General features: G+C 70.5%; 25 protein-coding genes, 1 tRNA gene and 1 pseudogene. 9 read left to right on the top strand and 18 right to left on the bottom strand.

The window, feature by feature from the left end:
- Nucleotides 1-3 precede the first annotated feature (3 nt).
- Nucleotides 4-630, bottom strand: coding sequence for a hypothetical protein (locus GNT64_RS07455; protein WP_156678959.1), 627 nt, complete (start codon nt 628-630; stop codon nt 4-6).
- A 247-nt stretch (nt 631-877) separates the two neighbouring features.
- On the opposite strand from GNT64_RS07455, the gene GNT64_RS07450 reads away from it, so the two are divergent.
- Nucleotides 878-1,909, top strand: coding sequence for an NADP-dependent oxidoreductase (locus tag GNT64_RS07450; protein ID WP_156678958.1), 1,032 nt, complete (start codon nt 878-880; stop codon nt 1,907-1,909).
- 32 nt (nt 1,910-1,941) lie between these two features.
- Here the strand turns inward: GNT64_RS07450 and GNT64_RS07445 are convergent, their stop codons facing one another.
- The 4 genes from GNT64_RS07445 to GNT64_RS07430 are packed head-to-tail and all read right to left on the bottom strand — an operon-like array spanning nt 1,942 to nt 7,462.
- A complete protein-coding gene (locus GNT64_RS07445) occupies nt 1,942-2,217 on the bottom strand; it encodes a hypothetical protein (protein ID WP_156678957.1) in 276 nt (91 codons plus the stop codon).
- 52 nt (nt 2,218-2,269) lie between these two features.
- Nucleotides 2,270-4,324, bottom strand: a complete 2,055-nt coding sequence (locus tag GNT64_RS07440) for an NAD(+) synthase (protein ID WP_156678956.1) — start codon at nt 4,322-4,324, stop codon at nt 2,270-2,272.
- A gap of 17 nt (nt 4,325-4,341) precedes the next feature.
- Nucleotides 4,342-6,939 (bottom strand): HWE histidine kinase domain-containing protein, encoded by a 2,598-nt coding sequence (locus GNT64_RS07435; protein ID WP_156678955.1) that lies wholly within the window; start codon nt 6,937-6,939, stop codon nt 4,342-4,344.
- Entirely contained in the window at nt 6,926-7,462 is a 537-nt protein-coding gene (locus tag GNT64_RS07430; protein WP_156678954.1) for a biliverdin-producing heme oxygenase, read from the bottom strand. The genes GNT64_RS07435 and GNT64_RS07430 overlap by 14 nt, the downstream gene beginning before the upstream one ends.
- Before the next feature lie 197 nt (nt 7,463-7,659).
- On the opposite strand from GNT64_RS07430, the gene GNT64_RS07425 reads away from it, so the two are divergent.
- Nucleotides 7,660-8,826 (top strand): Yip1 family protein, encoded by a 1,167-nt coding sequence (locus GNT64_RS07425; protein WP_156678953.1) that lies wholly within the window; start codon nt 7,660-7,662, stop codon nt 8,824-8,826.
- Nucleotides 8,827-8,836: 10 nt separating this feature from the next.
- On the opposite strand, the gene GNT64_RS07420 is transcribed toward GNT64_RS07425, so the two are convergent.
- The 6 genes from GNT64_RS07420 to GNT64_RS07395 all read right to left on the bottom strand — a co-directional run bounded on the left by GNT64_RS07420 (nt 8,837) and on the right by GNT64_RS07395 (nt 13,797).
- Entirely contained in the window at nt 8,837-9,223 is a 387-nt protein-coding gene (locus tag GNT64_RS07420; RefSeq protein WP_156678952.1) for a DUF983 domain-containing protein, read from the bottom strand.
- A gap of 297 nt (nt 9,224-9,520) precedes the next feature.
- Complete coding sequence (locus GNT64_RS07415; protein WP_156678951.1) at nt 9,521-10,561, bottom strand: sulfate/molybdate ABC transporter ATP-binding protein; 1,041 nt, start codon at nt 10,559-10,561, stop codon at nt 9,521-9,523.
- Complete coding sequence (gene cysW / locus GNT64_RS07410) at nt 10,561-11,415, bottom strand: sulfate ABC transporter permease subunit CysW (protein ID WP_231639355.1); 855 nt, start codon at nt 11,413-11,415, stop codon at nt 10,561-10,563. The genes GNT64_RS07415 and cysW overlap by 1 nt, the downstream gene beginning before the upstream one ends.
- Nucleotides 11,412-12,287 (bottom strand): sulfate ABC transporter permease subunit CysT, encoded by an 876-nt coding sequence (cysT, locus tag GNT64_RS07405; protein WP_156678949.1) that lies wholly within the window; start codon nt 12,285-12,287, stop codon nt 11,412-11,414. Before cysT ends, cysW begins: the two co-directional genes overlap by 4 nt.
- 5 nt (nt 12,288-12,292) lie before the next feature.
- Nucleotides 12,293-13,318: a sulfate ABC transporter substrate-binding protein gene (locus GNT64_RS07400; protein WP_156678948.1), complete on the bottom strand. Its 1,026-nt coding sequence runs from the start codon at nt 13,316-13,318 to the stop codon at nt 12,293-12,295.
- A gap of 65 nt (nt 13,319-13,383) precedes the next feature.
- On the bottom strand, nt 13,384-13,797 hold the full coding sequence (locus GNT64_RS07395; protein WP_156678947.1) for an RrF2 family transcriptional regulator: 414 nt from the start codon (nt 13,795-13,797) through the stop codon (nt 13,384-13,386).
- Nucleotides 13,798-13,912: 115 nt separating this feature from the next.
- Here GNT64_RS07395 and GNT64_RS07390 point away from each other — a divergent pair.
- Nucleotides 13,913-13,989, top strand: a tRNA-His gene (locus GNT64_RS07390).
- Nucleotides 13,990-14,070: 81 nt separating this feature from the next.
- The gene (locus GNT64_RS07385; protein ID WP_156678946.1) at nt 14,071-15,120 is read left to right on the top strand and encodes a Glu/Leu/Phe/Val family dehydrogenase; all 1,050 of its coding nucleotides are present in this window, start codon (nt 14,071-14,073) and stop codon (nt 15,118-15,120) included.
- Nucleotides 15,121-15,347: 227 nt separating this feature from the next.
- On the opposite strand, the gene GNT64_RS07380 is transcribed toward GNT64_RS07385, so the two are convergent.
- The 3 genes and pseudogenes from GNT64_RS07380 to GNT64_RS07370 form a co-directional block, all read right to left on the bottom strand.
- Entirely contained in the window at nt 15,348-15,821 is a 474-nt protein-coding gene (locus tag GNT64_RS07380) for an RNA pyrophosphohydrolase (RefSeq protein ID WP_156678945.1), read from the bottom strand.
- Nucleotides 15,818-16,819, bottom strand: a complete 1,002-nt coding sequence (locus GNT64_RS07375; protein WP_231639354.1) for an alpha/beta hydrolase — start codon at nt 16,817-16,819, stop codon at nt 15,818-15,820. Before GNT64_RS07375 ends, GNT64_RS07380 begins: the two co-directional genes overlap by 4 nt.
- 18 nt (nt 16,820-16,837) lie before the next feature.
- A pseudogene (locus tag GNT64_RS07370) lies at nt 16,838-18,642 on the bottom strand (ABC-F family ATP-binding cassette domain-containing protein).
- Nucleotides 18,643-18,726: 84 nt separating this feature from the next.
- On the opposite strand from GNT64_RS07370, the gene GNT64_RS07365 reads away from it, so the two are divergent.
- The 5 genes from GNT64_RS07365 to GNT64_RS07345 all read left to right on the top strand — a co-directional run bounded on the left by GNT64_RS07365 (nt 18,727) and on the right by GNT64_RS07345 (nt 23,001).
- Nucleotides 18,727-19,029, top strand: coding sequence for a hypothetical protein (locus GNT64_RS07365; protein WP_231639353.1), 303 nt, complete (start codon nt 18,727-18,729; stop codon nt 19,027-19,029).
- A gap of 89 nt (nt 19,030-19,118) precedes the next feature.
- On the top strand, nt 19,119-19,784 hold the full coding sequence (locus GNT64_RS07360) for a response regulator transcription factor (protein WP_156678943.1): 666 nt from the start codon (nt 19,119-19,121) through the stop codon (nt 19,782-19,784).
- A 106-nt stretch (nt 19,785-19,890) separates the two neighbouring features.
- Complete coding sequence (locus GNT64_RS07355) at nt 19,891-21,258, top strand: sensor histidine kinase (protein WP_231639498.1); 1,368 nt, start codon at nt 19,891-19,893, stop codon at nt 21,256-21,258.
- A gap of 59 nt (nt 21,259-21,317) precedes the next feature.
- On the top strand, nt 21,318-22,028 hold the full coding sequence (locus GNT64_RS07350; RefSeq protein ID WP_156678942.1) for an SDR family NAD(P)-dependent oxidoreductase: 711 nt from the start codon (nt 21,318-21,320) through the stop codon (nt 22,026-22,028).
- Complete coding sequence (locus GNT64_RS07345) at nt 22,018-23,001, top strand: 50S ribosomal protein L11 methyltransferase (RefSeq protein WP_156678941.1); 984 nt, start codon at nt 22,018-22,020, stop codon at nt 22,999-23,001. The genes GNT64_RS07350 and GNT64_RS07345 overlap by 11 nt, the downstream gene beginning before the upstream one ends.
- Before the next feature lie 21 nt (nt 23,002-23,022).
- Here GNT64_RS07345 and GNT64_RS07340 read toward each other — a convergent pair whose 3' ends face one another.
- The 4 genes from GNT64_RS07340 to rnc all read right to left on the bottom strand — a co-directional run bounded on the left by GNT64_RS07340 (nt 23,023) and on the right by rnc (nt 25,201).
- A complete protein-coding gene (locus GNT64_RS07340; RefSeq protein ID WP_156678940.1) occupies nt 23,023-23,301 on the bottom strand; it encodes a hypothetical protein in 279 nt (92 codons plus the stop codon).
- 6 nt (nt 23,302-23,307) lie between these two features.
- A complete protein-coding gene (locus GNT64_RS07335) occupies nt 23,308-23,541 on the bottom strand; it encodes a hypothetical protein (protein WP_156678939.1) in 234 nt (77 codons plus the stop codon).
- 62 nt (nt 23,542-23,603) lie between these two features.
- Nucleotides 23,604-24,530, bottom strand: a complete 927-nt coding sequence (gene era / locus GNT64_RS07330) for a GTPase Era (protein WP_156678938.1) — start codon at nt 24,528-24,530, stop codon at nt 23,604-23,606.
- Nucleotides 24,527-25,201, bottom strand: a complete 675-nt coding sequence (gene rnc, locus GNT64_RS07325) for a ribonuclease III (protein ID WP_156678937.1) — start codon at nt 25,199-25,201, stop codon at nt 24,527-24,529. The genes era and rnc overlap by 4 nt, the downstream gene beginning before the upstream one ends.
- Nucleotides 25,202-25,263: the final 62 nt, after the last annotated feature.

The raw sequence follows: 25,263 nt of genomic DNA, 5'->3' as shown, positions 1-25,263 counted from the left end.
GGCTCAGGCCGTGGTGTCCACCGGCACCGTGGTGGCGGTGGAGGGGGTCGGCGCGGCGGCCGGCGCAGGGGCTTCGCCGGCAGTCGCCGCGTCGGACGCGCCGGCTTTCACCATGCGGGCGATGACGAAGCCGATCGCGGCGGCGGCGCCGATCGCGATCGCGGGGCTCTTGCGGACGAGATCGCGCGCATCGGCGACGAGTTCCTCCACATCCTTGCCGCGCAGCGTATCGGCGAAGCCAGCGATCGCCTGCGACGCCTGGCGGGCATAGGCGCCATATTGCTCGCCGACCTTCTCGTCGATCTGGCCGGCAAACTCGTCCGTCAAGCGGGTGACGTTCTCCAGCGCACCGACGGCGCGGTCCTTGCCCTGCGCGGCATAGTCCCGCGCCTTGTCGGCCGCCTGGGCACGCAGGCTGGCGGTGGCATCGCCCACCTTGGTAGCCGCATCGCCGAGCTTGTCGGTGGCAGAGGCACCGACACCGGCACCGGCGGACACCGCCGATCCGGCCGGCGCGGCGCCGTAGGAGGGCGCACCGGCATAGTCGCCGCTGCGATCGACCGTCGCGTCTGACGCGCCGGTAACGATCGAATCCGTACCTTCCGGAAGCGGGGATTGCGAACTGGCCATGACGAGGTCTCCGTGGTGATCGGCTTCGCCCTCTGAAACTTCCGCACCACGCCACTGTTCCATGCCCGTGATAATCTTCGCGGCGGCGGTGGAACGTGCTTCGGCTGTTCGGGCGCGCACACCGGCGCGGCAGACGGATGCGTCCATCCCCGCCGGCGAGGCGCGCCACCGCCACCCTGATCAAAGCGCTACCTTCGGGGTGCGGACGGAGGCTCTATGGTCGCGCGGTCAAGCCTCGGAGCCCGCCATGCAGAATCGCCGCATCGTCCTCGCGTCCCGCCCGGAAGGCATTCCCCGGCCCGAGAACTTCACGATCGTCGAGGCGCCGGTGCCGGAACTTGGCGAGGGCGAGGTGCTGCTCGAGAACCAGGTCTTCGCGATCGATCCGGCGGTGCGCGGCATGCTGGACGACGTGAAGAGCTACATGCCGCCGGTCCAGATCGGCGGCCTGATCCCCACGATGGTGCTGGGCCGCGTCGTCAAGTCGCGCAGCCCGCAGTTCAAGGAAGGCGATTTCGGCCGCGGCTTCATCGGCTGGGAGGAATATTCGATCCTGAACCCCGGCAGCGTGGCGTTCGAGAATGTCACGGTCGATCCCGCCATCCCGCTCACCGCCTATATGGGCGCGCTCGGCTGGTCCGGCATCACCGCCTATGTCGGCCTGCACCGCACCGGCGAGATGAAGGCGGGCGACGTGGTGGTGGTGAGCGCGGCGGCCGGCGCCGTCGGCAGCGTGGCGGGGCAGGTGGCCAAGCTGCGCGGCTGCCGCGTGATCGGCATCGTCGGATCCGACGAGAAGGCGGCGCACATCACCGGCGACCTCGGCATGGATGCGGCGGTGAATTATCGCTCGGCTCCGGATCTGACGGCCGCGCTGCAGGCGGCGTGCCCGGAGGGGATCGACCTCTATTTCGACAATGTCGGCGGCCGGACGCTCGATACCATCCTGCCGCTGATGCGCCCGTTCGGCCGCATCCCGGTGTGCGGCATGATCGACAACTACAACCACCAGACGGAGCAGTATCCGATCCGCAACCTCTGGCAGGTGCTGGTCAACCGCATCACGATGCGTGGCTTCCTCGCCTATGAGGCGCCCGACATGCTGCACGAGGCCGAGACGCAGCTGGCCGACTGGTTCCGCTCCGGCGACCTGGTCGCGACGGAGAATGTGACGGTCGGGCTGGAGAATACGCCGGACGCGTTCATCCGCCTGATGTCCGGCGTCACCTCCGGCAAGACTCTGGTGGCGCTTAACGATCGGGTGACGACGCTCGGGTGACGACGCAGGGATGAGGCGGCAGGCGCCGGCGCTCAGTTGCCGCTGGCCCGGCCGCGATAATTGTTGACCGAGTCGCGATCCGCCCGCGCCTGATCCGCCATTTCCCGCCACTCGCGCCGGCTGTGGCATTCCTTGCGCGCGGAGATGCGCGACTCGAGCGACTGGATGCGGCGGCAGACGATCTTGTCCGGATCGGGCAGCGGCGCTCGCCCGGTCGCCGGCCCGGTCGCCGGCTCGGGCGCCGCCAGCGACGGGACGGCCACAGCAGCGGCGAGCGGAACGAGGGCGAGGGCGATGAGGCGGGTCATTCCTGTCTCCACGGGGATCGGCCGCCGGATCATGCCGCCGGCGGCGCCCCGGTCAACCGCCGAGCGCCGCGGCCAGCTCGTCGCGCCACGTCCGCGCCGTGCCGTCGGAGGGGGCGCGCCAGTCCCCTCGGGGGGAGAGGCTGCCGCCGGCGGACACTTTCGGCCCGTTCGGGATGGCCGATCGCTTGAACTGGCTGGTCTGGAAGAAGCGCCAGAGGAACGCCTCCAGCCACGTGCGGATGGTCGCCAGATCATAGGCGCGGCGGGCATCCTGCGGGAAGCCGGCCGGCCAGCTGCCGGCCTCCGCATCCCGCCACGCATGCCACGCCAGGAAGGCAATCTTGGAGGGTGGCAGGCCGTGGCGCACGACGTAGTGCAGGAAGAAGTCGTGCAGCTCGTATGGGCCGATCTTGCTCTCGGTGCTCTGGATCGCGCCGCTCGCGTCCGCCGGCACCAGCTCCGGCGAGATCTCGGTGGCGAGGATGGCGGCGAGGATGCGGTCCGTCCCGGCATCGAACTGGCGGGATTGGATGCACCAGCGGATCAGATACTGGATCAGCGTCTTCGGCACGCCGCAATTGACGGCATAGTGGCTCATCTGGTCGCCGACGCCGTAGGTGCACCAGCCGAGCGCGAGTTCGGAGAGATCGCCGGTGCCGATCACGAAGCCGGCATTGTGGTTGGCCAGGCGGAACAGGTAATCGGTGCGCAGGCCCGCCTGCACATTCTCGAAGGTGATGTCATACACGGGCTCGCCGGCGGCGAACGGGTGGCCGAGATCGGCGAGCATCTGGCGCGCGGCGGGGCGGATGTCGATCTCGGCGGCGGTGATGCCCAGCGCGCGCATCAGCGCCCAGGCATTGGCCTTCGTCGCCTCGCCGGTGGCGAAGCCGGGCATCGTGTAGCCCAGGATGCGATCGCGCGGCAGGCCCAGCCGGTCGCACGCCTTGGCGGCGACGATCAGCGCGTGGGTGGAATCGAGTCCACCCGAAATGCCTATCACCATCGTCTTGCCGGCGGTGGCGGCGAAGCGCTTGGCGATGCCTTCCACCTGGATGTTGAACGCCTCGTAGCAATCCTCGTCCAGCCGGGCGGGATCGTTCGGCACGAAGGGAAAGCGGCGGATCGCGCGCTTCAGCCCGTCGTCGGCGAAGGCGGGCGCGTGGGTGAAGCCGATGCGGCGGAAGCGCTGCTCGGGATGGCCGGCGGCCACGGCGGCATCGTTGAAGGTGGGCGTGCGCATCCGCTCCAGCCGCAGGCGCTGCACGTCGATGTCCGCCAGGATCGTCTCGGGATCGTCGACGAAGCGGCGGGACTCGGCCAGGGGTTCGCCGAGCTCGTAGATCATCGCCTGCCCGTCCCAGGCGAGGTCGGTGGTGCTCTCGCCCGGCCCGGCGGCCGAGTAGACATAGGCCGCCTGCGCCCGCGCCGACTGCGAGGCGCAGAGCAGCGCCCGCTCCCGCGCCTTGCCGACGACGATGTTCGAGGCCGAGAGATTGCACAGGATCAGCGCCCCGGCGAGCGCGCCGAAGGTGGAGGGCGGCAGCGGCGCCCAGTAATCCTCGCAAATCTCGACGTGGAAGCAGAAGTCGGCGAGGTCGTCGGCGGCGAAGACCAGATCGGTGCCGAACGGCGCCGACTGGCCGGCGACCCTAATGTCCAGCCCGGTGATGCCGGCGCCGGGGGCGAACCAGCGTTTCTCGTAATATTCGCGGTAGTTGGGCAGGAAGCTCTTGGGCACCACGCCCAGTATCCGCCCGCGCGCGATGACGAGCGCGGTGTTGTAGAGCCGCCCGAGCCGCCGCAGCGGCGCGCCGACGAGCAGCACCGGCGCCAGATCGCGGCTGGCCGCCACCAGCGCGGCGATGCCGTCCTCCACCGCGTCGAGCAGCGCGTCCTGCAGCAGCAGGTCGTCGATCGCGTAGGAGGAGATGTTGAGCTCGGGAAAGACCATCAGGTCCGCGCCGGCGGCATGGCCCTCATGCGCCAGCGCCAGCGTGGCCGCGGTGTTCGCCGCCGGATCGCCGGCGGTGGCGATCGGCGTGCAGGCGGCCACCCGGACGAAGCCCTGCGCCTGGCGGGCGTGGAAGCGGGCGGGGGCGTCCATGCCGGTCTCCTCGGGTATCAGGCGGCGGGCTGGGCCGGGGCGACCGTCGCCATCGGCGCGATCGCCCGCGCCAGCGCGTCCGTGCCGTAGGGCTTGCGCACCACGGGCACGTCCGCCAGCCGCTCCGGCACGTCGAGCTGGTCGCCATAGCCGGTGGCGAACAGGAAGGGCGTGCCCCGCGCGCGCAGCGCATCGGCGACGGCAAGGCTCGTCTCGATGCCGAGATTGAAGTCGAGCAGGGCGAAGCCGGGTGACACCGCGCCTTCCAGTATCTCCAGCGCGCGCGCCACCGTGGCGGCGGTCAGCACGCTGCGCGCACCGAGCGCCCGCAGCGCATCCTCGCCGTCCAGCGCGATGATCATGCTGTCCTCCACCAGCAGCACGTCCTTGCCGGCCAGCGCGCCCTGCACCGCCTCGATCGGCGGCACCGGCGGCGCCGATCGCTTGCCGGGGGTGGCGAGCACCCGCGCGACATGGCGCGACGGCACGCAGAAATGTGCCTCCACCCCGCTCAGCCGGTAGCGAATCTCCGCCGTGCCGCCGAGATCGAACGGGATCGACCGCTCGATGATCGTCGATCCGAAGCCGCGCCGCGTGGGCGCCTGCACCGCCGGGCCGCCTTCCTCGCTCCAGTCGATCAGCAGGGATCCATCGCGATCCACCTTCCAGTCGATCGCCACCGCGCCGCTATCGGAGAGGGCGCCATATTTGGCGGCGTTGGTCAGCAATTCGTGGAAGACGAGCGCCATGGTGGTGAAGGCGGCCGCCTCGATCAGCACGTTGGGGCCGGAAAGGCGCACCCGCTCCCGCTTCTCGCCCAGGAAGGCGCCGGCCTCCGTCTCGATCAGGTCGATCAGCCGCGCCGGGCCCCAGCGATCGCTGGTGATCTGATCGTGCGCGCGGGCCAGCGCCTGGATGCGATCCTCCAGCGTCTGCACGAAGGATTCCGCCGTCACCGCCGTGCTGCGCGTCTGTGAGATCAGGCCGCGGATCAGCGACAGGATGTTGCGCACGCGGTGGTTCAGCTCGGCGATCAGCAGCTCCTGCTGCTCCTGCGCGCGGCGGCGATCGTGGCTGGCGCTGTCGGACAGGCGCAGCACCACCTCCAGCAGCGCCGTGCGCAGCGTCTCGGCGACGCGCAGCTCGGCCGGGGTGAACGGCAGCGCCTTGCCCTTCACCAGCTGCGACCATTCCTCGAAGCTCTTGCGCGGGGTCAGCCGCATGCCGTTGGGGCCGGGCTCGATCGGCTTCTCGGGGTTGCCGGCCCAGCGCACCGACCGCAGCCGCTCGCTGCGGAACAGCACCACATAGTCGCGCGGGCTGCGCGACAGCGGGATCGCGACCAGGCCGGCCGCGCGATCGGCATAGGCCGCCGCCTCGGGCAGCACGGAGGCGAGGTGATCGGTGGCGAACACGGCGCTGCCCGCCACCTGGTTCAGCGCCGTAACCAGCGCCTCGAACTGCTGGCGATCGGGCGTCAGGCCGGAGAGCGAGAGGCGGCCGTCGAGAAACACGCCGACGCCGTCGCTCGGGATCGTGTCGGCGATCATCTCGCCCAGCCAGACGGCGTCGGTCAGCACGCCGGCATCCTGCGCCACCGCCGCCATCAGCCGATCCGCCACGGCGCGAGCGCGCCGCTCGTAATCGGCCACCTCGCGGCGCTCGCGGCTCTCCAGCATCATCGAGAACATCTGGCCGAACAGCTCGGCGGCGCTGCGATGGCCGATGCCGGGCAGGCGCGGCGCGTAATGGTGGCAGGCGAACAGGCCCCACAGGGCGCCGTCCACCACGATCGAGATCGACAGCGACGCCTGCACGCCCATGTTGCGGAGATATTCGATGTGGATCGGCGAGACGGCACGCAGCACCGCGAGCGACAGATCGAGCGGCCGGCCGCGCGGATCGAGCGTGGGCACGATCGGCACCGGCGACGCCTCCACATCGGCGATGATGCGGAAGATGTTGCGTACGTACAGCGCGCGCGCCTGGCGGGGTATGTCCGATGCCGGATAGTTGAGGCCCAGGAAGCTGTCGATGCCGGGGCGCACCGCCTCGGCGATCACCTCGCCGGCGCCATCGCGATCGAAGCGGTAGACCATCACCCGATCGAAGCCGGTCAGCGCGCGCACCTGCCGCGCGCCCTCGCGCAGGAAGGCCTTCAGCCCGTCCGCCTGGGTCAGCCGCGCCATCATGCCGCGTACGAGCGTGGATGCCTCGACATCGTCGCCGCAGGCCGGCTCCGCCTCCAGGATCACGATGTCGCCGGCGAAGTGGACGGCCACGTCGAACCGGCCGCGCCCGCCTACCAGCTCCAGCCCGAACATCCGCTCGATCGCGTCGGCGCCGCGCAGCATCGTCATGCGGTTGCGGATCGTGTGGATCGCCTCGTCGGCGAAGATCGCGCTCACCGGCTTGCCCAGCATCGCGGCGGGCGAGAGGCCGATGAAGTCGCCCACATTGTCCGACGCGCGCGAGACCATCCAGTCGGAGGTGAACGCCACCAGGAAGCCGAAGGGCTGGATCAGGCCGGGAATGGCGATCGGCTCGCGATCGCAGTTGGTGAGATCGACGGGCATGTCGGCGGGGAAATCGCCCATGATGTCAGCGTCGCTCATCGGGCGCCTTCTCCTCCGCGACGCTCGCGGCGAACAGGTGGAAGGCCCGCCGGGCGCCGGCGATCGCCTCCGCCCGCCACGCCGCGCCGCCGGCTTCCCCGGCCGCCTCCAGCGCATCCAGGAAGCCGCGCCACTCGCCCTTGGCGTGCTGCGCGCCGAGATAGGCGGCGGGCAGGCCCGCGCCCACCTGCCGCGCCAGCAGCGCCCCGCCCAGCCGCGATCCCTCCACCACGTAGCGCATGCCCCAGAGGGCCGCCTCGTCCGGGCGATCGAGCGGCAGCGGCGGCGGCGGCGGCGTGCCGAGCGCGGCGAGGTCGTCGGCCAGCAGCGGCGCGCGCGGGCGCCAGCCGGCGGTCGCGCCGGATCCGGCGATCGCCTGCTCGATCGGCGCCAGCGCGCGCGCGTGCGCCCGCAGGAACGCGCGGTAGGCGGCGGCATCGGCGAGGTCGAAGGTGGCGAACGTCGCGTCCAGCCGCTCATGATCCCCGGCGGTGGCGGTGCGGAGCTCGGTGCGCAGGCTCATCGCCTTGCCTCGCACGGGGCCGGGCGCGGGCTGGGGAGAAAAAGATGGGGCATCTTCCCGGCGTGCTAGCGCAGCCCGCGCCGATGGGCAATGAATGGCAGGCAGAGCAAAGCCGGATGTGCGCCGGATCACTGCGCAAGCGCGATCCCTCCGCCAGACCGACCATCGATGAGGCGACCGGACAGGGGTGGCAAGCGATGCGGAACATGGACATGGGGGCGCCGAACGGCGTCGTGGAGCGGGCCAAGGCGATCCTGCTGACACCTAAGACGGAATGGCCGGTGATCGCCGCCGAGCCGGCGACCGTCGGCGGCCTCTATCGCGGCTATGTGATGATCCTGGCGGCGATCCCGGCGGTGTGCGGCGCCCTGGGCGGCATGATGTGGGGCCACTCGGCCCTGGGCATCACCTATCGTCCCTCGATCGGCGCGTCGCTGGCGGGCGCGGTCGTCAGCTATCTGCTCACCCTCGTCGGCGTGTATCTGCTGGCGCTGGTCGTCGATCTGCTGGCGCCGCGCTTCGGCGGCACGCGCAGCCGGGTGCAGGCGTTCAAGCTGGCCGCCTATTCCGGCACGGCGGCGTGGCTGGCGGGCCTGTTCCTGCTGATCCCGGGGCTCGGCTGGCTGAGCATCGTCGGGCTCTACGGCCTCTATCTGCTCTATCTCGGCCTGCCGTTCCTGATGCGGGCGCCGCCCGCCAACGCGATGGCGTACACCGCCGTCACGGTGCTGGCGGCCTTCCTGCTGACCTTCCTCGTCGGCGCGATCACCTCGCCGCTCGTCTCGCTGCTCTCCGGGCCGGCTCTGGTGGCGGACGGCGGCACCGTGTCGGGCTCGCTCGCCGTGCCGGGCGTCGGCACCGTGGACGTCGGCAAGCTGGAGGCGGCGTCCAAGTCGATGGAGGCGGCGGCGAACGGCACGGCGGCCACCGCGATCCCCGCCGAGGCGCTGCAGGCGATGCTGCCCGCCACGGTCGCCGGCCTGCCGCGCACCGAGGTATCGAGCGCGTCGGCCGGCAACGGGCCGATCGGCGGCGCGCATGCCGAGGGGATCTACCGCGCCGGCGAGGGCAGCGTGACGCTGGGCCTGAGTGACATCGGCGCGGCCGGCGCGCTGGCGGCATTCGGCGCGGCGTTCAACGTCCAGTCGAACAAGCAGAGCGCGACCGGCTACGAGAAGGTCGCGACGATCGACGGCCGCATGGTCTCCGAGGAATATGACGAAGCCGCCAGGCGCGGCAAATACAGCGTGCTGGTGGCGAACCGCTTCATGGTGGAGGCGGAGGGCACCGGCGTGCAGATGGCGGCGCTGAAGGGCGCGGTAGAGGCGATCGGTTATGCCCGGCTGGAGGCACTGGCGAAGTAGCCGCCGCCTCTCACGGGCGCGGCGCGCCAAAGCCGTGCATCCGCCGCGCCCACTGGAAGGCGATCACCGCACCCTTGGCCGGCTGGATCAGCAGCAGCGCCAGCGTGGCGGCGAGCAGCGGCCAAAGCAGCATCTGCACGCCCATTGCGGGCGCGAAGAGGTGGTTCACCTCGATGACGATCGGCAGCAGCAGGTGGCCGAGCACGATGATGACCAGATAGGCCGGGAAATCATCGGCACATTGGTGGGACCAGTCCTGCCCGCAGCCGGGGCAGGTGGCGGCCGGCTTCAGGAACCGCCCGAACAGCCGCGCCTGCCCGCAGGCCGGGCAACGGCCGCCCAGCCCGCGCATTACGGCGGGGGCGACAGCGCGGTCATCGATGGCGGGATCGGACATGGACACCCCGCCTAGGCCGGATCGAGGTTCAGCGAACCAATTCGATTTACTCGCATTTATGCACACCGCTCATCCTGAGGAGCCATTGAGCCTGTCGAAATGGCGTCTCGAAGGACATGAAAGGTCCTTCGAGATGGGTCTTCGCCTCCGCTCAGCCCCTCCTCAGAATGAGCGGACAGGCAAAAAGCTGAACGTCGATTCGGCCTAGCAGATTCTCGTCCAGTCCGCCTCCACTCCGGCTTGCGGCGAGGGGTGTGTCTCGACTTCGCTCGACACAAAGGTCGGGGCAATGGCGGGTCAGCCGTCCGGAAACAAGCGGGCGCGGGTGGGGCGCACGCCGATGCGATCGCCGGGCCGGGGCGGCTCGGTGCCGCGATAGTCGATCTCCAGCGGGGCGGCGTGACCCTCGACCTGCGCCTCGATGCGGGTGGCGCCGCCGCGCGGCCGTGCCAGCGAGACGATGGCCGGCAGCGCCGGCGCGCCCTCCGCGACGATCTCGGCATCGTGTGGGCGGAAGAACAGGCTGCCCGCCCCATCCGCCGCGTCGCCCAGCGCCACATCCAGCGCATGATCGCCGAAGTGGGCGCGGCCGCCCTTCACCGCCACCGGCAGCCGGTTCGATTCGCCGACGAAATCGAACACGAAGGCGGAGGCCGGATCCTCGTAGATCGTCCGCGGGTTCGCCACCTGCTCGATCGAGCCATGGTCCATCACCACCACGCGATCGGCCAGCTCCAGCGCCTCCTCCTGATCGTGCGTCACGAAGATGGAGGTGAGGCCCATGCGATCGTGCAGCTCGCGCAGCCAGCGGCGCAGATCCTTGCGCACCTTGGCGTCGAGCGCGCCGAACGGCTCGTCCAGCAGCAGGATGCGCGGCTCCACCGCCAGCGCGCGGGCAAGCGCCACGCGCTGGCGCTGCCCGCCCGAGAGCTGTGCCGGATAGCGCCGGCCGAGCCCGCCCAGCTGCACCAGATCGAGCAGTTCCTCCACCCGCCGGGCGATCTCCGCCCTGGCCGGCCGGGTGCTGCGCCGGCGCACGGTGAGGCCGAAGGCGACGTTGTCCGCCACCGTCATGTGGCGGAACAGCGCATATTGCTGGAAGACGAAGCCCACGCCGCGATCGGTGATCGGCTGGTTCGTCACGTCCGCCCCGTCGAACGCCACCGTGCCGGCATCCGGAAACTCCAGGCCGGCGATGATCCGCAGCAGGGTCGTCTTGCCCGATCCGGACGGGCCGAGCAGCGCGAGGAACTCGCCGGGCCGCGCCTCCAGATCGATATGGCCGAGCGCGGTGAAGCCGCCGAAACGCTTCGAGATGCCGGATACGGTGATGCCCATCAGTGGCCGCTGCCCCCGCGATGATAGTCGAACCGCCATTCCAGCACGCTCTTGAGCACCAAAGTGACGAGCGCCAGCCCCGCCAGCAGCGAGGCGACGGCGAAGGCGGCGACGAAATTATACTCGTTGTAGAGGATCTCGACATGCAGCGGCATCGTGTTCGTCAGGCCGCGAATGTGGCCCGAGACGACCGAGACGGCGCCGAACTCCCCCATGGCGCGGGCGTTGCACAGCAGCACCCCGTACAGGAGCCCCCAGCGGATGTTCGGCAGGGTCACGTGCCAGAAGGTCTGCCAGCCGGAGGCGCCGAGCGACAGCGCCGCCTCCTCGTCGTCACGCCCCTGCTCGGCCATCAGCGGGATCAGCTCGCGCGCGACGAACGGGAAGGTCACGAAGATCGTCGCCAGCACGATGCCCGGCACGGCGAACACGATCTGCAGGTCGTGCGCCTCCAGCCACGGCCCCAGCCAGCCGTTCGCGCCGAACATCAGGATGTACATCAGCCCGGCGACGACCGGCGAGACGGAGAAGGGCAGATCGATCAGGGTGATCAGCAGGCCCTTGCCGGGAAAGTCGAACTTGGTGATCGCCCATGCCGCCGCGATGCCGAAGACGATGTTCAGCGGCACGCTGATCGCGGCGACGATCAGGGTAAGGCGGATCGCCGAGACCGCATCCGGCTCCACGATGGCATCCAGGAACGGGGCGACGCCGCGCTGCAGCGCTTCTGCGAACACGGCGATCAGCGGCAGCAGCAGGAAGATGCCGAGGAAGGCCAGCGCCACGCCGATCAGCACGATCCGCGTCGCCGGCGATTCGGCGGTGGCGCGGCGATTGGGTGCGCCGCCGCTCACCTCGCCATCCGCTTCCGGCTCCAGATCTGGATCAGGTTGATCAGCAGCAGCAGCAGGAAGGAGGCGACCAGCATCACGCTGGCGATCGCGGTGGCGCCGGCATAGTCATATTGTTCGAGCTGGGTGACGATCAGCAGCGGCGACACTTCCGATTCGAACGGCATGTTGCCGGCGATGAAGATAACCGAGCCATATTCGCCCACCCCGCGGGCGAAAGCGAGGGCGAAGCCGGTCAGCAGCGCCGGCCCGACCGCGGGGAAGATCACCCGCGTGAACGTGCGCACCCGGCCGGCGCCCAGCGACGCGGCCGCCTCCTCCACGTCGTGGCCCAGATCGGCCAGCACCGGCTCCACCGAGCGGACGACGAACGGCAGGCCGATGAAGACGAGCGCGATCACCACGCCCAGCGGCGTATAGGCCACCTTGATGCCGGCGGGTTCGAGGAAGCGGCCGAGCCAGCCGTTGCCGGCGTAGATCGCGGTCAGCGAGATACCGGCGACAGCCGTGGGCAGCGCGAAAGGCAGATCCACCATCGCGCTGACGATGCGCCGGCCGGGAAAGTCGTAGCGCACCAGCACCCAGGCGATCAGCAGGCCGAACACGCTGTTGACCGCCGCCGCCGCCGCCGCCGCGCCGAAGCTGAGCCGGTAGGAAGCGAGCGCGCGTGCCGAGAAGCCGACATCGACGAAATGGCCGGGGCCGAGCCCGGCCGAGCGCACGAACACCGCCGACAGCGGAATGAGCACGATCAGGCAGAGATAGAACAGGGTGAAGCCGAGCGTGAGGCCGAAGCCCGGCACGATCGATCGCCGTCGGCCGAACCGCTGCGCCGGCGCGGCCGCCCGCTGCCCGGCCGAAGCCGCCGCGGCCATCCCGCCTAGCGCCGGCGCTTCGCGAAGATCGCGTCGAAGATCGCGCCGTCGGCGAAATGCTCGGCCTGCGCCTTCGCCCAGCCGCCGAAGTCGCCGTCGATCGTCAGCAGCTCGATCTTCGGGAAGGCCGCCGCATATTTCGCTGCCACGGCGGCGTTGCGCGGCCGGTAGTGATTCTGCGCGATCAGCTCCTGCCCCGCCGGGGTGTAGAGATAATCGAGATAGGCCTTCGCCACCGCCTCGGTGCCGTGCTTCTTCGCGTTCGCGTCCACCACCGCCACCGGCGGCTCGGCGAGGACGGACAGAGGCGGGGTGACGATCTCGAACTTGCCCCTGCCCATCTCCTGCTGGGCCAGCATCGCCTCATTCTCCCAGGCGATCAGCACGTCGCCGATGCCGCGCTCGACGAAGGTGGTGGTGGCGCCTCGCGCGCCGCTGTCCAGCACCGGCACGTTGTTGTAGAGCTTCGTCACATAGTCGCGCGCGGCGGCATCGCTGCCGCCGGCCTTGCGGCCATAGCCCCAGGCGGCGAGGTAGTTCCACCGCGCGCCGCCGCTGGTCTTCGGGTTCGGCGTGATCACCTGCACGCCCGGTCGCACCAGATCGCCCCAGTCGCGGATGTTCTTGGGGTTGCCCTTGCGGACGAGGAACACGATCGTCGAGTAATATGGCGCGCTGTTGTCCGGCAGGCGGGCCTGCCAGTCGGCCGGCAGGCGCTTCGTCTTGGCGGCGATCGCATCGATGTCGTAGGCGAGGGCGAGCGTCACCACGTCCGCCTCCAGCCCGTCGATCACGGAGCGGGACTGCTTGCCCGATCCGCCATGGCTCATCTTGATCGTCACCGTCTGGCCGGTCTTCGCCTTCCAGTCCGCCGCGAAGCCGCTGTCGATCGCGCGGTAGAGCTCCCGCGTGGGATCGTAGGAGACGTTCAGCAGCGCGACCTCGTCACCCTTCTTCGCACTGCCCGAGCAGGCGGAGAGCGCCAGGAGGGCCGAGGCCGCGAGGACGACGGAGGAGAGGGTGCGTTTCATGACGGTCTCGCCTATATACTACCACAGCGATCGACAAGCGGATCGCGCGGCAAGATTTTATACCGTCAAACGAACATTTTTTGCGACAGGGACATCTGGTCGAGGATCTTCGCCGTCTCGTCCCGCACGGAAAGCATCACCGCGCGCAGGCGACAGCCGGCCTCGTCCACGCAATTCTCGCATGGCGTGTAGGCGAGGCGGGCGGCGCACGGCACCAGCGCCAGCGATCCCCGCGTCAGCCGCACGATCTCGCCATAAGTCACCTGCTCCGGCGGCCGGGCGAGCCAATAGCCGCCCTCCTTGCCGCGCAGCGTCTCGACAAGGCCGGCGCGCTTCATCTCGGACAGAATGACGGTGAGGAACTTGGCCGGGATGTTCTGAGCCTCGGCGATCTCGCTCAGCTGCACCGGCCCTTCGCCGTACCGATCGCCGAGATGGAGGAGCGCGCGAATGGCGTATCGGGTCCGTTGGGAAAGCACGGGTGGTCTTTGTCGCGTCGCGGCAGCGGACGCAAGCATTGCCGCATGGCGACGTTGCCGCCTTGACGGTCGCCCCCGGCCGCTCCTATGGGTCGCGCACGCCGGCATGGCCGTGGCGATCGTAGCTCAATTGGTTAGAGCGCCGGTTTGTGGTACCGGAGGTTGCGGGTTCAATCCCCGTCGATCGCCCCACCGCTCCTCTCCCTTTTTCCGCTGGTCACGGCTGGCGAATAATATTATTGCGCGATCACGCAATTAAGTGAGGACGTGATCATGGCCGCGCTGTGGGACTATCCGGATTTCGACGATCATGAGGGCGTCCACCTGTTCCGCGATCGTGCGGCGGGGTTGACGGCGATCGTCGCGATCCACTCCACGGCGCTCGGCCCGGCGGCCGGCGGCACCCGCTTCTGGCACTATGCCGATGGCGAGGACGCGCTGACGGACGCGCTGCGCCTCTCCCGCGGCATGAGCTTCAAGAACGCCATGGCTGGGCTGCCGATGGGCGGCGGCAAGGGCGTGGTGCTGGCCGATCCGGCCCGCACCAAGACGCCCGCGCTGCTCGCCGCCTTCGGCCGCGCGATCGACAGCCTGGGCGGACGCTATGTGACGGCCGAGGATGTCGGCATGTCGGACGCTGACATGGTGGCGATCAGCGCCGAGACCCGCCACGTCGCCGGCCTTCCGGTGGGACAGGGGGCGGCCGGCGGCGATCCGGGTCCGCTGACGGCGCTGGGCGTGTTCCTGGGGCTGAAGGCGGCGGTGCGGCGCGGGCTGAAGCGGGACGATCTTGCCGGCGTGCACGTCGCCATCCAGGGCGTCGGCAGCGTGGGCGGCGGCCTGGCCCGGCGGCTGGCGGCGGAGGGCGCGCGGCTGACGATCGCCGACGTCGATGCCGGCCGCGCCCACGCGCTCGCGGCGGAACTCGGCGGTACGGCCGTCGACAAGGCGGACATCCTGCGCGTCGAGGCGGAGGTGGTGAGCCCGTGCGCGCTGGGCGCGATACTGGATGCGGAGACGATCGCGACGCTGAACGCGCCGATCGTCGCCGGCGGCGCCAACAACCAGCTCGCCACGCCGGAGGACGGCACCCGGCTGCAGGCGCGCGGCATCCTCTACGCACCCGATTACGTCATCAACGCCGGCGGCATCATCAATGTCGGCCTCGAATATCTCGGGCAGGGTGATCGCGCCGAGGTGGAGGCGCGCATCGCCCAGATCCCCGGCCGCCTCGACCAGATCTGGGACGAGAGCGCCGCCACCGGCGACCCCGCCGCGCTGGTGGCGGACCGGATCGCGATGCGGCTGATCGGCCGGGGGTAGAGGACCGCCACTTCCCTTCTGTCGAGCGAAGTCGAGACACGAGCGAAGTCGAGACACGAGCGAAGTCGAGACACGAGCGGCGGCGGTACGCACAGCACGTATGTTGCGAACCGGCGCGCTTCGCTGCTGCGCCACACCTGAGCGTTGCGAGATAAGTGGGCCTCGGCTGCGCTCGGCCCGCCCCTCGACTTCGCTCGGGGCACGGGGTGGAGTGGGTTGCTCGGGTGTCAGCCCAGATGCTCGGCGAACTCGGCCAGTACCGCCTCGTAGAGCGTCTTCTTGAACGGAACGATCAGGTTCGGCAGCTCGGCCGGGGCGACCCACTTCCAGGCGCGGAACTCGGGATGCTCGGTCTCCAGGTTCACGTCGGCGTCCGTGCCCAGGAAGCGGAGGAGGAACCAGGTCTGCCGCTGGCCGCGATAGCGCCCCTTCCACAGCTTGCCGATCAGGTCGGCGGGCAGATCGTAGAGCAGCTCCGTGCGCGCGCAGGCGATCTCGGCGACGAGATGCTGCGGGATCCCGGTCTCCTCCTCCAGCTCGCGCAGGGCACCGGCGCGGGCATCCTCGCCGGGATCGAGGCCGCCTTGCGGCATCTGCCAGGCCTCCAGCGTGCTGTCGATCCGCTGGGCGACGAAGACCTTGCCGTCCGCGTTCAGCAGCATCACGCCGGCGGCCGGCCGGTAGGGCAGCGCCTCGTTCACGCCGGCACCGGATCGGCCTGCGCCATCGCCGCGGCGGCGCTCGCCTCCACTACGATCGCCTTCAGCGCCACCAGCGCGCCGCGAATGTCGCCCTCCGAGGAAGGGATGGCCTTGCGCAGGTTGCAGAAGCCGTGGATCGTGCCCACCGCCTCGCGATAGACGGTCGGCACGCCCGCGGCGACGAGCGCCGAGGCGTAGGCGCGGCCTTCATCGCGGATCGGATCGAGGCTGGCGGTGACGACCAGTGCCGGCGGCATGCCCGTCATCTCGCCCCGCGTCGGCACGGCACGCCAATGGCTCACGTCGGCGCGATAGGATTCGCTGAAAAAGCGCATCCCCTCCAGCGTCAGGAAATAGCCCTGGTTGAACTCGGCGAAGGACGGGAACTCCTGCGACCGCGCGAGCGAGGGATAGATCGGGAAGTGGGCGAGCACCGGCACGCCGGCCGGCCGATCGCGCAGGGCCATGGCCGTGACGATCGTCAGCGTGCCGCCCGCGCTGTCCCCGGCCAGCACTAGGCCGGAGACGCCGCGGCCGAGCACGCCCGGCGTATCGGCCACCCAGCGCGTCACCGTCTCGCAGTCGTCGGGCGCGGCGGGCCAGGCATGTTCGGGCGCCAGCCGGTAGTCGACCGCCACCACCGGCATGTCCAGCACGCGGGCGAACTCGGCGCAGAGCGGCTCGTGGCTGTCGAGATCGCCGAGGACGAAGCCGCCGCCGTGAAAGAACAGCATCACCGGCCCCGGCGCACGCGCCTCGCGCGCGTCGTACAGGCGGGCGCGAATGCCGCCGTGCGCGGCCGGCACCTCAAGATCGCGGATCACCGCCAGCTCGCCGACGGGCGCGTCCGCCACGTCGCGCATCTGGCGGAACAGCGCGCGCGAGGTCTCGGGCGGCAGCTCGTGCGTTCGCGGGCCGGGCAGGGCGTTCACATAGTCGAGGAAACGGCGGACGTCGGGCCTCGCTTGGTCGGTAGTCATGCCATCGTCGTTGGTCATTCCAGCATCCTTGTCGGCCTAACCGGCTAAAGACTCGGCCATCTCGGCCAGTTCCAGCCAGCGCAACTCGGCCTCATCCTTGCGCGCGCGCGCCGCATCGATCGCCTCCGTCAGCGCGGCGAAGCGGGCCGGGTCTCTGGCGTACAGCGCGGGATCGGCCAGCGCCGCCTCGTCGCGCGCGATCGCGGCCTCGATCTCCTCGATCCGCTTGGGCAGCAGATCGAGGTCGCGCTGGTCCTTGTAGCTGAGCTTGGTGCGCGGTTTCGACGGCGCGGGGGCCGCATCGGCCGACCTGGCATCGGCCGACCTGGCGGCGGCGGCGGGCGGCGCTGGGCGGCCGCCTGCGCGCGCTGGCGCTGCCAGTCCTCATAGCCGCCGGCGACGACGTCCACCCGGCCCGATCCGTCGAGCCCCAAGGTCACAGTGACGGTGCGGTCGAGGAAATCGCGATCGTGGCTGACGATCAGCACGGTGCCGTCATAATCGCCGATCACCTCCTGCAGCAGGTCCAGCGTCTCCAGGTCGAGGTCGTTGGTCGGCTCGTCCAGCACCAGCAGGTTGGAGGGGCGGGCGAACTCGCGCGCCAGCAGCAGGCGCGATCGCTCGCCGCCGGAGAGCGAGGCGATGCGCGCATCGGCCATCGTCGGCTCGAACAGGAACTCCTTGAGATAGCCCTGGATGTGCTTCTTGGTCCCCTGCACCTCGATCCACTCGCCGCCGTCCGCCAGCACCTCGCGCACCGTCTTCTCGGGGGCCATGAGGCTGCGCTGCTGGTCGATGATCGTCGCCTCCAAGGTCTTGGCCAGGCGGATGCGGCCCTCGTCCGGCGGGATCGTGCCGGTGAGCAGCTTGAGCAGGGTGGACTTGCCGGCGCCGTTCGCGCCGACGATGCCGATCCGGTCGCCCCGCGTCACCCGCAGGGAGAAGTCACGGATCACGGCGCGGTCGCCGAAGCCCTTGGAGACATGCTCGGCATCGATCACCGTCTTGGTGCGGACGTCGTCCGACGAGATGGTGAGCGCGGCCGTACCCTGCGGCCCCATCATCGCCGCGCGGGTGGCCCGCATCTCCAGCAGCTTGGTCAGCCGTCCCTGGTTGCGCCGCCGCCGCCCGGTGACGCCGCGCTGGAGCCAATGCTCCTCCAGCTTCAGCCTTGCGTCGATCCGCTCGGCATTGCGTTCCTCGTCGGCATGCACCTTCTCCATCCACGCCTCGAACCCGCCGAAGCCGATCTCGGCGCGGCGGATGGCGCCGCGATCGAGCCACAGGGTCTGGCGCGTCAGCCGCGTCAGGAACGCGCGATCGTGGCTGATTGCGACGAAGGCGCCGTTGTAGCGGGCCAGCCAGCCCTCCAGCCAGTCGATCGCGGCGATATCGAGATGGTTGGTCGGCTCGTCCAGCAGCAGCACGTCCGGCTCCATCGCCAGCGCCCGCGCGATCGCCGCCCGCCGCCGCTCGCCGCCGGACGCGGTGGCGCACGCGCGCGAGAGATCGATGCCGATCTGGTCGGCGATCGCCTCCACCTCGTGCGCGGCGGGCGCGTCGTCGCCGGCCAGCGCATAGTCGCGCAGGGTGGCGTGGTCGCCGAGAGACGGCTCCTGCTCCAGCAGGATCACGCGGGCGCCGGGCACGATCGTGCGGCGGCCCTCGTCGGCGTCGATGCGCCCCGCCAGCAGCTTCAGCAGCGTCGTCTTGCCGGCGCCGTTGCGGCCGATCAGCGCCAGCCGGTCGCGCGGCGCGATATAGATGTCGAGGTGGCGGAACAGCCAGCCGGAACCCTGGACGAGGCCGAGATCTTCGTAGGCGAGAACGGGTGCGGACATAATGCAACTATCGCTGGAGAACGTGGGAGGCGGCCTGTTCACCGCCTATTCAATGCGCCGGCCCTATGCCACAAGCCCATGCCGATGAAGAAATTTATCCTCCTCCCGCTCGCGGGTGCGGTTCTCGCCGCCGGCGCCCATGCGGGGGCGGAGCAGCGGCGGCGCGATCAGGACGCGATCTACAGCGACACGCGGCGCGGCGAGGTGCGGCCGCTGCGCGAGATCGAGGCGCGCGTCGTGCCGAAGATGGGCGGCGCCAGCTATATCGGCCCCGAATATGATTCCGATACCGCGCGCTACCGCCTGAAGTTCATGCGCGGCGGCTCCGTGATATGGGTGGACGTGGACGGGCGCACCGGCGCCGTGCTCGGCCGATCCGGCAACTGAGGCGCGCCGCCGCTTGTCGAACCGGCGGCACGCGCGCCATAAGCCACTGGCGTGGGCTCAGGACACGGGTTCGAGGATGAAGGGGTGACATGCGCGTATTGATCGTCGAGGACGAGCCGAATCTCGGCCGCCAGCTCCGCGCCACCCTGGAAGGCGCCGGCTATGCCATCGATCTCGCGACCGACGGCGAGGATGGCCATTATCTCGGCTCCACCGAGAATTACGACGCGATCGTGCTCGATCTCGGCCTGCCGGAGGTGGACGGGCTCACCGTGCTGGACCGCTGGCGCAAGGAGGGCAAGGAGACGCCCGTGCTGGTGCTCACCGCGCGCGACAGCTGGTCGGACAAGGTGGCCGGGCTCGATGCCGGGGCCGACGACTATCTTGCCAAGCCGTTCCAGACGGAGGAACTGATCGCCCGCCTGCGCGCGCTGATCCGCCGCGCATCGGGCAACGCCTCGTCCGAGCTGACGGCCGGCGACGTGCGGCTCGACACCCGTTCCGGCAAGGTCACGCTGGCCGGCGAGCCGGTGAAGCTGACGGCGCAGGAGTATAAGCTGCTCAGCTACCTGCTGCACCACAAGGGCAAGGTGGTGAGCCGCACCGAGCTGATCGAGCATATCTACGATCAGGATTTCGATCGCGATTCGAACACGATCGAGGTGTTCGTCACGCGCATCCGCAAGAAATTGGGGCCGGACGTGATCACCACCATCCGCGGCCTCGGCTACAGCCTGGAAGATCCGGGCGCCTGATCGCGCCGCACCGGCGATGAGCAGCGAGACACCCCCGGCCGCGTCGCGCGAGGATCGCTGGCCGGTCATGGCGACCAACTGGCTGCGCTTCCTGTTCGGCCGGCGTATGCGGATCGGGCGGGATGCCGGGGCGGGGCGCGGCCGCGCCGGATCGCTCACCCGGCGCATGATCGGCATCGCCGCCCTCTGGATAATGCTGCTGCTGCTCGGCGGCGGGCTGGCGCTGGATCGCGTGCTGCGCGACGCCATCACCCGCAATTTCGACGGGCAGCTGGAATATGTGCTGACGGCGATGATCGCCTCTGCCGAGACCGGGCCGGACGGCGAGGTGCGGTTCAACCGCCCGCTCGGCGACCAGCGTTTCCTGGAGCCCTATTCGGGGCTCTACTGGCAGGTCTCCGGCCGGGGGTTCGATCCGTTCCGCTCCCGCTCGCTGTGGGATCGGGCGCTCACCGTGCGACGCGGCCATCATGACAACGACATCCACGTCTATGACAGCAACGAATTCCCGTCCGATCCGCTGCGCGTGCTGGAGCGGGACATCAAGCTGCCCGATTCGCCACTCGAATGGCGCTTCCAGGTCGCCCAGACGCGCGCCGGGCTGAACGAGCAGATCGCCGCCCTGCGCAAGACGCTGGTCCGCTCCTTCGCGGCGCTCGGCCTGGGGCTCATCATCATGTCGGCGCTGCAGGCCACGTTCGGCCTGTGGCCGCTGCGCAAAATCCGGCGCGAGATCAGCGCCGTCCGCACCGGCCACATCGCCCGCGTGGACGAGCATCTGCCCGACGAGATCAAGCCGATGGTGGAGGAGCTGAACGATCTGCTCGCCCATAACGAGAAGCAGGCGGAGGAGGCGCGGCGCCATGCCGGCAACCTCGCCCACGCGCTGAAGACGCCGCTCACCGTCATCATGAACGAGGCGACCGCCGGCAGCGACGATCTGGTCGCGACGGTGGTGCGCGAGGCGACGACGATGCGCCGGCAGGTGGATCACCACCTGGCCCGCGCCCGCGCGGTTGGGCGGCGCGGCAGCGCGCAGAGCCGGTCGGAGGTGTGGCCATCGGTGAAGGCGGTGGAGCGCGCCGTCTCCCGCCTGCACCGCCACGTGACGATCGACATAGACGGCGCGAAGGATGCGGTGGTGCATGTCGAGCGGCAGGATCTGGACGAGATGCTCGGCAACCTGATCGAGAATGCCGCGAAATACGGTCAGGGCCGGGTGTTCGTCACGGTGACGCGCGAGGCCGGCTTCGTCGAGATCATGGTGGAGGACGACGGCCCCGGCATACCGGCGGCGCAGCGCAACACGCTGTTCGAACGCGGCGCCCGGCTGGATACGGGCAAGCCGGGCACCGGCCTCGGCCTCGCCATCGTGCGCGACGTATCGGAGATATACGAGGGCACGGTGAGCCTGGAGGAGAGCGAGGATCTCGGCGGCCTCTGCGCCCGGCTGAGGCTGCCGGCGGCGGCGTAAGCGCTTAGGCGGGCCGGTAAGGCTTTTCCCCGCGCCGCGTCTTGCGTATCGCACCGCGCATGACGATCCACATCCTCGCCACCGGCACCAGCCGCGGCATCGGCGCCGCCATCCTCACCCGCCTCGCCGGCGAGGACGTGCGCGTCGTCGGCCACTCCACCGCGGGCGGAGAGGACATGATCGCCGCCGACTTCACCGATCCCGCCGCGCCCGCCACGCTGTGGCGGGCGGCGGTGGAGCGGCTGGACGGCCGTATAGACGTGCTGGTCAACAATGCCGGCATCTTCGAGGCGGCGCCGCTGGACGGCGAGGACGGCGCCTGGTCCGCCGCGTGGGCGCGCACCATGCAGGTGAACCTTGCCGCCAGCGCCGAGCTGTGCCGCCGCGCTGTGCTCCACTTTCGTGCCCGGGGCGGCGGCGGGCGCATCGTCAACGTCGCCAGCCGCGCCGCCTATCGCGGCGACAGCCCGGCCCACTGGCACTACGCCGCCTCCAAGGCGGGCATGGTCGCCATGACCAAGACGATCGCGCGCGGCCATGCCGGCGAGGGCATCCTGGCGTTCGCCATCTGCCCCGGCTTCACCATGACCGGCATGGCCGAGGACTATCTGGCGAGCCGGGGCGGCGACAGGCTGCTCGCCGACATTCCGCTCGGCCGCGTCGCCGAGCCCGCCGAGGTGGCGGAGACGGTGCGCTTCCTGGCACTCGCCGCGCCGCCCTCGATGACCGGGGCCGTGCTCGACATCAACGGCGCCAGCTATGTCCGCTAGGCCGCGCCGCCGGGCCGGGGCGAAGGGCGACGGCGTCACCGGCTTCCCGTTCGACGCGGCCTGCGCCGGTAGCTGGAAGCTGAGCCTGCCCTGCACGAGAGCGGAGGCGGAGGCGCTGGCCGGCGACGTGCCGCAGCTGGCGCTGCTGGACGAGCCGCCGGTGCTGATGACGAGCGAGCCCGATCCCGCCGCCCCCGACGCGTGGCGACTCGACGCCTATGTCGAGGCCGAGCCGGACGCGGCGACGATCGCGCTGGTGCGCGATCTGGTGCCGAGCGCCGTCGGCACCGCGCCGCTTATCGAGCATATTCCGGAGGAGGATTGGGTCACGCTGTCGCAGGCGGGGCTGGAGCCGATCCGCGCCGGGCGCTTCTACGTGCGCACGCCCGCCAGCGCGGCCGCGCCGCCACCGGGCGCGATCGCCTTCACGATCGAGGCGGGGCGGGCATTCGGCACCGGCCACCACGAGACGACGACCGGCTGCCTGATGATGATCGACCGGATGCGCGCCAGCGGCCTGCGCTTCGACGATATCGTCGATGTCGGCACGGGCACCGGCCTGCTCGCCTTCGCCGCGCTGGCCGTGTGGCCGCGCGCGCGTGTCGCCGCATCCGACATCGATCCGGTGGCGATCGAGGTGACGGCCGAAAATGCGGCGGTGAACGGCGTGGCGATCGGCCGCGGCCACGGGCGCGTCGCGCTGGCGACGGCGCCCGGCCTCGCCCATCCCCGCCTGCGCGCGTGGGCGCCCTACGACCTGATCGTGGCGAACATCCTGGCCGGTCCGCTGGTAGAGCTGGCGCCGATGCTGGGCGGCGCGCTGCTGCCCGGCGGGTCGCTGGTGCTGGCAGGCCTGCTCGATCATCAGGCGGAGCGGGTGGCGGCCGCCTACCGCCGGGAGGGGCTGCGCCTGGCCGATACCATCCGGCTGGGCGACTGGCCCACCCTGCGCATGATCAAGCGGCGGCGCTAGCGGCAACGCCGCCGCCGGGTCTCACTCCTTCTTCGTCGCCTTGCGCGGCTTGGCGCGGCGACCGGCCTTCACCAGCCGCTCGATCCGCGCCAGCGTTTCCTCGATACGGTCGAGGCGGGCGGCGATCTCGTCCACCTCCGCGCGGCTCGGCATGTTGGCGGCGGCCAGCGCCTGCGCCATCAGGCGGGCGGAAGGCGCATCGCCGCTGGCCGAGGGCGGCGGCGGCGCGGCGGCCGGCGCTGTCCACGCGGCGGCGAGCGCCTGGAGCAGGCCCAGCGGATCGATCGGCTTGTCCGCCACGGCCGCTCAGCCCTCGCCCGACACGACGCGGGCGATCACCGTCAGCGCCGGCTCCCGCCCGCCGAAGATGTTGGTGCCGCCGGTCATCGCCACGGGATAATGCTCGATCCGCTCCACCGAGACGACGATCGCCTCGTCCTCATGCTCGATATGGATCACGTCGCCGACTACGGGCGACACGCGGAACTCGAAGTCGCGTGGGGTGGAATCGAGCGACGGGATGAACAAGCGGGCTATCATCGCCGCACCATGAGCGTGCCGGCCATGCGCGTCCACCCGCTCATTGCGCCAGCTTCCGGCGGTCAATCGACCCAGTCGAGGCCGATGTCGCGATACAGGGCGCGATCCTCCTCCCAGTCCGGCTTCACCTTGACGTGGAGGAACAGGTGCACCTTGTGGCCGAGCAGACGCTGCAGTTCCTCGCGCGCGCGGCTGCCGATCTCCTTCAGCCGTGCGCCGCCCTTGCCGAGCACGATGGCCCGCTGCGTATCGCGCGCGACCAGGATCTGCTGGTGGATCGCGACGGAGCCGTCCTTGCGCTCCTCATATTTCTCGGTCTCCACGGCGCTGGCATAAGGCAGCTCGGCATGGAGCTGGAGGTAGAGCTGCTCGCGCGTCACCTCCGCGGCGAGCATCCGGTCGGTCGCGTCGGAGACCTGATCCTCGGGGAAGTGCCACGGCCCCGCCGGCATCCGATGGGCGAGCGCCGCCTTCAGCGCCGCGATGCCGTCGCCGGTGGCGGCGGAGACCATGAAGATCTCCTCGGGCGCCAGCGCCTCGTTCAGCCGCACGGCGAGTTCCAGCAGCTTCTCCTTGGGCGTCACGTCCACCTTGTTGAGGATCACGACGCGCGGCTCCCGCCGGTCGGCCAGGCCTTTGATGAGATCGTCCAGCTTCGCCTTGATGCCGGCCTTCGCGTCGATCACCAGCGCGATCAGATCGGCGTCGCTGGCGCCGCCCCAGGCCGCCGCCACCATCGCCCGATCCAGCCTGCGGCGCGGCTCGAAGATGCCGGGCGTGTCGACCAGCAGGATCTGGGTGCTTCCCTCGATCGCGACGCCCATCAGCCGCACCCGCGTGGTCTGCGCCTTGGGGCTGACGATCGCCACCTTCTGGCCGACCAGCGCGTTGACGAGGGTCGACTTGCCGGCGTTGGGCGCGCCGACGACGGCGATCAGGCCGCAGGATTGCCGATCCGGCGCGACAGGGGCGGGGGCGGGATCGGTCAAGACAGTTTCTCCAGCAGCGCCCGTGCGGCGGCGGTCTCGGCCTCCTGTTTCGAGGAGCCCTCGGCGGTTGCGACCGCGTCCGCCCGGCCGGGCAGCGCGACCGAGACGGTGAAGCGCGGCGCATGATGCGCGCCGGTCCGCGCGTCCAGCGTATATACCGGCGCGCGGCAGCGGTGGGCGGCGGCCCACTCCTGCAATGCCGATTTCGGATGGCGCGGCGCCTGCGCCTGTGCCTCGACGCGACCGGACCAGTTCGTCCGCACGAACGCGGTGGCGGCGGCGAGGCCGCCTTCCAGGAAGAGGGCGCCGATCAGCGCCTCCACCACGTCGCCGACGACATTGTCGCTGTCGACGGCGCCATCGTCGCGCGCCTGCTTGCCGAGCCGCAGATGGGCCGGCACGCCGATCGCCCGGCCCACTTCGGCGCACGTCTCCCGGCTGACGATCGCGTTGATCCGGCGGGAGAGGGCGCCTTCCGGCTCGTCCGGGAAGCGTTCGTACAGCCACGCGGCGGCGACCAAGCCGAGAACGCGATCGCCGAGAAACTCCAGCCGCTCATAGGTGTCGCCGCCGTGGCTGCCGTGGGTGAGCGCGCGGCGGTAGAGCGCGGCGTCGCCCGGAGCGCGGCCGAGCGCGGCGGTGATCCAGGACACGAGGGCGGCGTCGCTCATTCCCGCCCGCCTAACGCGTCGCGGCGGGCGAGGCGAGCGGTGAATCGATCCGACGTGGCGGC

The sequence above is a fragment of the Sphingomonas profundi genome (assembly GCF_009739515.1).
Classification (GTDB): Bacteria; Pseudomonadota; Alphaproteobacteria; order Sphingomonadales; family Sphingomonadaceae; genus Alterirhizorhabdus; species Alterirhizorhabdus profundi.
This window is presented reverse-complemented; position numbering and strand designations above follow the sequence as displayed.

Excerpts from the sequence above, each read along its gene's own strand:
- GNT64_RS07455 (WP_156678959.1), bottom strand. The coding sequence starts at position 630 with ATGGCCAGTTCGCAATCCCCGCTTCCGGAAGGTACGGATTCGATCGTT.
- GNT64_RS07450 (WP_156678958.1), top strand. The coding sequence starts at position 878 with ATGCAGAATCGCCGCATCGTCCTCGCGTCCCGCCCGGAAGGCATTCCC.
- GNT64_RS07445 (WP_156678957.1), bottom strand. The coding sequence starts at position 2,217 with ATGACCCGCCTCATCGCCCTCGCCCTCGTTCCGCTCGCCGCTGCTGTG.
- GNT64_RS07440 (WP_156678956.1), bottom strand. The coding sequence starts at position 4,324 with ATGGACGCCCCCGCCCGCTTCCACGCCCGCCAGGCGCAGGGCTTCGTC.
- GNT64_RS07435 (WP_156678955.1), bottom strand. The coding sequence starts at position 6,939 with ATGAGCGACGCTGACATCATGGGCGATTTCCCCGCCGACATGCCCGTC.
- GNT64_RS07430 (WP_156678954.1), bottom strand. The coding sequence starts at position 7,462 with ATGAGCCTGCGCACCGAGCTCCGCACCGCCACCGCCGGGGATCATGAG.
- GNT64_RS07425 (WP_156678953.1), top strand. The coding sequence starts at position 7,660 with ATGCGGAACATGGACATGGGGGCGCCGAACGGCGTCGTGGAGCGGGCC.
- GNT64_RS07420 (WP_156678952.1), bottom strand. The coding sequence starts at position 9,223 with ATGTCCGATCCCGCCATCGATGACCGCGCTGTCGCCCCCGCCGTAATG.
- GNT64_RS07415 (WP_156678951.1), bottom strand. The coding sequence starts at position 10,561 with ATGGGCATCACCGTATCCGGCATCTCGAAGCGTTTCGGCGGCTTCACC.
- cysT (WP_156678949.1), bottom strand. The coding sequence starts at position 12,287 with ATGGCCGCGGCGGCTTCGGCCGGGCAGCGGGCGGCCGCGCCGGCGCAG.
- GNT64_RS07400 (WP_156678948.1), bottom strand. The coding sequence starts at position 13,318 with ATGAAACGCACCCTCTCCTCCGTCGTCCTCGCGGCCTCGGCCCTCCTG.
- GNT64_RS07385 (WP_156678946.1), top strand. The coding sequence starts at position 14,071 with ATGGCCGCGCTGTGGGACTATCCGGATTTCGACGATCATGAGGGCGTC.
- GNT64_RS07375 (WP_231639354.1), bottom strand. The coding sequence starts at position 16,819 with ATGACCAACGACGATGGCATGACTACCGACCAAGCGAGGCCCGACGTC.
- GNT64_RS07365 (WP_231639353.1), top strand. The coding sequence starts at position 18,727 with ATGAAGAAATTTATCCTCCTCCCGCTCGCGGGTGCGGTTCTCGCCGCC.
- GNT64_RS07360 (WP_156678943.1), top strand. The coding sequence starts at position 19,119 with ATGCGCGTATTGATCGTCGAGGACGAGCCGAATCTCGGCCGCCAGCTC.
- GNT64_RS07355 (WP_231639498.1), top strand. The coding sequence starts at position 19,891 with ATGCGGATCGGGCGGGATGCCGGGGCGGGGCGCGGCCGCGCCGGATCG.
- GNT64_RS07350 (WP_156678942.1), top strand. The coding sequence starts at position 21,318 with ATGACGATCCACATCCTCGCCACCGGCACCAGCCGCGGCATCGGCGCC.
- GNT64_RS07345 (WP_156678941.1), top strand. The coding sequence starts at position 22,018 with ATGTCCGCTAGGCCGCGCCGCCGGGCCGGGGCGAAGGGCGACGGCGTC.
- GNT64_RS07335 (WP_156678939.1), bottom strand. The coding sequence starts at position 23,541 with ATGATAGCCCGCTTGTTCATCCCGTCGCTCGATTCCACCCCACGCGAC.
- rnc (WP_156678937.1), bottom strand. The coding sequence starts at position 25,201 with ATGAGCGACGCCGCCCTCGTGTCCTGGATCACCGCCGCGCTCGGCCGC.